The sequence below is a fragment of the Olleya sp. ITB9 genome (assembly GCF_001315805.1).
In the GTDB taxonomy this organism is placed as follows: Bacteria; Bacteroidota; Bacteroidia; order Flavobacteriales; family Flavobacteriaceae; genus Olleya; species Olleya sediminilitoris.
Map to the genome: position 1 here is coordinate 1 of NZ_BCBW01000012.1, position 2,231 is coordinate 2,231.

2 protein-coding genes are annotated in these 2,231 nt (G+C 28.8%); both read right to left on the minus strand.

Annotation, left to right across the window (positions count from 1 at the left end; translation table 11 throughout):
- Positions 1 to 146 precede the first annotated feature (146 nt).
- The gene (locus tag ITB9_RS02590; protein WP_148638335.1) at positions 147 to 818 is read right to left on the minus strand and encodes a hypothetical protein; all 672 of its coding nucleotides are present in this window, start codon (positions 816 to 818) and stop codon (positions 147 to 149) included.
- A 146-nt stretch (positions 819 to 964) separates the two neighbouring features.
- The coding region (locus tag ITB9_RS02595) for a hypothetical protein (RefSeq protein ID WP_222829359.1) at positions 965 to 2,231 on the minus strand (1,267 nt) is incomplete at its 5' end.

Below are 2,231 nucleotides of genomic sequence, written 5' to 3' on the forward strand. Positions count from 1 at the left end.
TTAGGCAAATGCATTACAACGTGATTGTGTATGATTTCGTTGCGTGTTTCAGTTACTAATTTAGCAAATACAAACCGAATAGAAAATCCGCGAGGATTTTCGTAAGTAAAATAGAACCAAGCAATGAATTATACACGGTGTTGCCATTAGTTTTTTATTCGATAGTATAATTTTAGTCCGACAGTAAATTCAACTCCGATTTTATTCCCTTCTTTTCTGTAATATGGTGAGAAATGTTCTTCGTCGAATTGATTCGGTCTTAAATTCTCAAAATTCTTGTACTTATTTTTTCTGTAATTTATTCCAACTCCTGTATACCAATTTAATCCAATTCTGTTACTTAAATTCATAAACATTCCAAATTTAGGTAAAAGCCCAATTTTTTGTCTTTTGTAGTCAGCTTTGTCAAAAGTCAGATATTCATTTTGCTTTGAAAAGAAAGATTGTGTTGTAAATTCTTCGTTCTGATTTATGTAAAACAGTTCTAATGAAAAATATTTGAGTGTTTTTCTATTCGGATTTATTATTCGATAATATTCTGGTCGGATTTCCCATAGAGTATATTTGTCTCCTGTGTTGATTATTGAAGAATTTACATTTCCGTACCCAATATCAATTCCGATTTTAGTTTTTTCGCTTAAATTCTCAATATAGCCTAATCTAAATCTCGGTGTAAAATATTTTCCACGATAATGAACAAAAAATGGCGAAAATAAATCAGTCGTAATATAACTCTCATTTCTCGGCTCGATGTCCTTTTCTGCTTGAGCAAAAATTCCAATTGGTATCAATAAAATTAGGTAGAGGATGTTTTTCATAAATTAATGGCAACGTGTTTGTGTATGATTTTGTTGCGTGTTTAAGCACTAAAGTTAGTAAATAAAACAGAGATATAAAGTCCGCGAGGACTTTCGTAAGTAGGCTATAACTAGCAATAAATTATACACATTGTTAGCATAAGTTTTTAGTTTTCAAATGTTTTAATCAGAACTTTGTTTATTTCATCCTTTTCTCTAACAAAATCAAAAATTGGCCATTCTAAATAAGAATCGAGAGTTAATTTGTCAACAACTATTGACTGAGTAAAGAGCTCTTCTAAATCATCGTGTTTATCACTTAAAATGTTATGAGCAATTTTAAAAATTGGTGTTGCAGTTCCAACTTTAATTTTTTTCAATACTTTTTTTACCTCGCTATCTTTATTTTGCTTTTTTAGTGAAATAGCATTATTTACTTTAATTCTAAGAATATAATCTTCTTGGTCTTCATTTTTTGGTTCAATTTGTTCGGAATATTTACAAGTATTACAGACAAGTTCATAATTCTTAGAATTCAAATCTTCGAAAGTTTGTATCATAATCTGAAATACTGCTCTGTCAATATTGTCTTTATCCCAATTTCCCCAACAATTAAATATCAGTAGCTGTCCTGCAAGTTTAAACTGTGACCAAGATTTTAAAAAATAATCTTTATCAATATGGACAACATCTCCAATTTGGTATCCATAAGGGTTTTTTGTTCTTGAAATGTATTTTTTATTTACTACGGAAGAATTATGAACTATTAAGTGTCTTCTTTCCCTAACTTCAATAATTTCATCCCACTTTATTAAATCTTTTTCAAGCGAAATAGAAAGTTTATCCTCAAAATGTTCGAGAAGTTCATTAAATGATTTGTCAATAATTAGACTTTCTACTTCTTTTATAATCAAATCCTTTGTGGCTTCTTCTATTGTGTCGTATTCATTTAGCTCTTTAAGGGTAAACTTAAACTCTTTTTCATTAAGAGAGTTTTTAAATTTGTTATAGTAGTAACTTAGAAGGTCAGCAATTAAATACTCAAAATAATTGTTTAGCATTAAGAATGAACTTCGTGAAAGTATTTCATAATTTCTTGGTGAAATTTTTGGTTGCTTTCTAAACTTTCTCGCGAATTTCCTTAAGTATATTTCGGCTTGTTCTTTAGTTAAAGTGTCATCATCGTTATTTTTAACACTCTCCATTTCTTCCGTAATTTCGTTTAAAGCTTGGTCAAAAAACTCTTTGGATTTTTCCTTTATTGATTCATCTTCGCCAGATGCTAAATTCCCAAATTTGTTGAAATATAGTTTTACACTATTTAGGTTTTCAAAATATGTGTCATAAATAGATTCTACATTATAAATTTTTTCTTTTTCTTCTTCCTTTGATGTGGAAACTTTAGAATCTTTTTCTTCTTTCATAAAATGTTTT

Coding starts and splice junctions, on each gene's coding strand:
- ITB9_RS02590 (WP_148638335.1), bottom strand. CDS start 818: ATGAAAAACATCCTCTACCTAATTTTATTGATACCAATTGGAATTTTT.